The 3,205-nt window shown below is 74.6% G+C and carries 3 protein-coding genes; 1 reads left to right on the forward strand and 2 read right to left on the reverse strand.

All coding sequences use genetic code 11. The annotated features are described in order from the left end of the window. Positions 1–356: 356 nt before the first annotated feature. Complete coding sequence (locus tag AE652_RS38380) at positions 357–1,190, reverse strand: NAD(P)H-binding protein (RefSeq protein WP_049660027.1); 834 nt, start codon at positions 1,188–1,190, stop codon at positions 357–359. A 188-nt stretch (positions 1,191–1,378) separates the two neighbouring features. On the opposite strand from AE652_RS38380, the gene AE652_RS38385 reads away from it, so the two are divergent. Beyond that, positions 1,379–1,861, forward strand: a complete 483-nt coding sequence (locus AE652_RS38385; RefSeq protein ID WP_049660029.1) for a hypothetical protein — start codon at positions 1,379–1,381, stop codon at positions 1,859–1,861. A 56-nt stretch (positions 1,862–1,917) separates the two neighbouring features. Here the strand turns inward: AE652_RS38385 and AE652_RS38390 are convergent. After that, the coding region (locus AE652_RS38390; RefSeq protein WP_049660031.1) for an NAD-dependent epimerase/dehydratase family protein at positions 1,918–3,205 on the reverse strand (1,288 nt) is incomplete at its 5' end.

Here is a 3,205-nt window from a genome sequence, read left to right on the forward strand (position 1 = left end):
AGATCCACCACACCAGCCATCACACACACCCTCACTCGGAGTAGGAGCCTGTTCGGATCGGCGGACCCGCCGGTGTTCGTGAACCCTGCGCGTCCGTCCTTGTGCTCACCAGTCAAGGCCACTCCGGGCCGGCGAACCATAGCCTCCGCACTCAGTTCCATGCGCGAGCGTCTACACCCCCGCCGCGCCCCCTCCGCCCTCCACCAGAACACACCCAAGCCCCCACGAACCACCCGTCTCGACCCCTCCTCCAGCAGCCCTTGAGCATCCGGCCGGACACTCCGCCGGAGTGGGCCCGGGTGGTGGCCATGGGTTGAGCACCCGGTGCCGGGCAGGGGCGAGGCCGGGGAGGCGGCTCAGCGGAAGGCGGCGATGTTCTCGGAGACCCAGCGGTGGAAGGGCCTGGCGGGGGATCCGGTGACCGCTTCGACGGTGTCGCGCACCTCCAGCAGCTCGTCGTTGACGTCGCCGCCCGTCACGTCCAGCACCGCGTCCGCGGCCTCGGCCCCCAGGAGCGCGGACAGTTCCCGGTGGGCCTCCGCGCGGCCGGTCTCCGCGACGGGCACCTCCCGCCCCAGGGCCGCCGCGACGGCCTCCAGCTGCTGCCGGGCCGTCACCAGCCGCGGCCCGGTCAGCGCGTAGATCCGTCCCCGGTGGCCGGGTTCGGTGAGCGCCACGCGCGCCACGGCCGCGATGTCCGCGGGGTGGACGGTGGGCAGCCCGGTGTCCGCGTACGGCACGCGGACCGTCCGGCGCTCACGGATCGCCGACGCCCACCACAGGGCGTTCGAGGCGAACTGCGTCGGCCGGAGCACCGTCCACGCCATGCCGCTGTCCATGAGCAGCCGCTCGACGGCGGCGTTCTCGCGGGCGGGGCCCAGGTGCGGATGCGTCTGGACGGTGATGGACGACACCAGCACCACGTGCTCGACACCCGACCGGCGGGCGGCGGCGAGGATCTCGGCGTCGGAGCCGATCCGCGACACCAGGAACAGCGAGCGCACCCCGTCGAGGGCTGACGCCAGGGCGGCCGGGTCGGCGAAGTCGCCTTCGCGCACCTCCACCCCCTCGGGGAACCGGGCCCGGGCGGCGTCACGGGTGAGGCCTCGGAGGGGGCCCGCTCCGTGCGCCCGCAGGTCCTCCAGCAGGGCGCGTCCGATGTTCCCGGTGGCTCCGGTCACAAGAATCATCTGCCTTCTCCTGTCATCTGACGACTGGTCGGAGGAAGGCTAGGAGCTCAAGCGGGCTTGAGGTCAACGAGATCGCCGAGAGGGCGCCCGGCGGCCGTGCGAGAATCGGGCAGGTGACGGCCGTGGACCACCCCGGCCACGGCAGGTCCGGTAGGGGGCGGTGGAGACCGGTCGGGCATGATGCCTCGGTGTTCTACGAAGATCTGACCGAGTACACCTACAACGCCAAGGACTATTTCGACGAGCCGGAGCCCGGGTTCCGCGCCCTCTGGTACCGCCCCGCCTACACCCGGTTGAACGTCGGCTGGCTGGAGGCCGGCCAGCCCTATCCGACCGGGACGGTGCCCGCCGAGTTCACGGCGAAGCTGAGGGCCGTCCAACAGGTGCAGTGGATGAACGTCTGCCTCGGGCTGCACGACTGCGACCTGTGCCCGCCGGGCGACGAGTACCCGGAGGGCAACGGCGAGATCCGGATCCCGGGCGCGCCGCCGATCGCCTATGCGGCACCGTTCCTGATCACCCACTACATCACCGCGCACGGCTACCGGCCGCCGACCGAGTTCATCGACGCCGTCATGGCGGTCGACCTCGACGCGTGGGCGGCGGCGCAGTGGCCCGAGGTGCCCTTCCCGTGGGTGCCGGAGGAAGGGGTCGAGTGGCTGCTGGAGTAGCAGCGCCGCGGGCGGAGGTGTCCGGCGAACCGGACTCCTCCGCCCGCGGCGGGGGCTCAGCGGACCATGGCCGCCAGGACGCTGCGCCAGTCCTCGCCGGGTTCGGGGGCGAGGGGAGCGGCCAGGGTGTCCGCGCGGTAGTGCCAGGGGCGGCGGAGGTCCTCGTCGGCGTCGGGGGCGGTGGTGATGGGGCTGCCGGAGCCGAGCAGGCGGACCAGTTCGGTGGTGAACTCGGGCCAGGAGACGTGTCCGCTCACCGCGTTGACGACCCGGCCGGCGGCGGGGTGGTCGGGGGTGAGGCAGGCGGTGAGGGCGCGGGCCAGGGCGGCGGCGTGCACCCAGGACGCGCCGTACCACTCGTCATCGGCGGGCAGGCCGATCGGGTGTCCGGCCAGGGCGGCCTGGTAGAGGGCGCCGGTGGAGCCCCAGCGGAGCTGGTCGCGCAGGCGGTGGTGCGGGCCCCAGACGATCGGGGCGCGGACGGCGACGGCCTGGCCGCGGCCGGTGGCGGCGGCCTCGAAGAGGATCCGCTCGCTGTCCAGCTTGGCCTGCCCGTACGGGGTGACCGGCGCGCCGCTGGGAGCGCCCTCGGGGACCTCGGTGCCCGGCGGGCGGCCGTACGCGTCGATGCTGCTGACGAAGACGAACGGGCCGCCCCGCCAGCCGTCGACCAGTGCGCGCATCGCGGCGAGGTCGGTGGCGTGGTCGGTGAAGGTGCAGGCGGAGTGGATGACGGCGTCGACGCCTTCGACGGCCCGGCGCAGGCTGTCGAGGTCGCCGAGGTCGCCCTCCGCGACCTCGGCGCCGTTCAGCGCGGGCAGGTGCGCGGACTCGGGCCGGACCAGCACCCGGACCGGCCGGCCCTGGGCCATCAGCTCCTGGAGCACGGCCGCGCCGACCCCTCCGGTGGCGCCGGTGAGCAGGACGGTGCCGGTGCGGGCGCCGGTGCTCCGCGGGCGGGCGCCGGCCTGGGCGAGGGCGGCGCTGCGCTCGTCCGCGCGGGTGGCGAGCAGGGCGGCGAGGGCGCGCGGGGTGCGCTGTTCCAGGATGTCGAGGCCGGTGAGCGGCAGCCCGGTGCGGGTGCGCAGGCGTTCGGCGAGCTGGACGGCGATGAGGGAGTGGCCGCCGAGGGCGAAGAAGTCGCCGTCGGCGGGCGGGGTCGCGCTGAGCAGTTCGCCGAACGCCTGCCGGACGACGTCCAGCGGGCCGCCCTCCAGCGGAGCGGCACCGGACAGCGGAGCGGTGCCGGGCATCGCGGCAGTGCCGGGCTGTGGGCCCGCGCCGGGCAGCCGGTCGCGGTCCGGGGTGCCGTCGGGGAGGCGGGGCAGCCGGTCCAGCAGGGTG

Source organism: Kitasatospora sp. MY 5-36, assembly GCF_001182915.1.
Lineage (GTDB): Bacteria > Actinomycetota > Actinomycetes > Streptomycetales > Streptomycetaceae > Kitasatospora.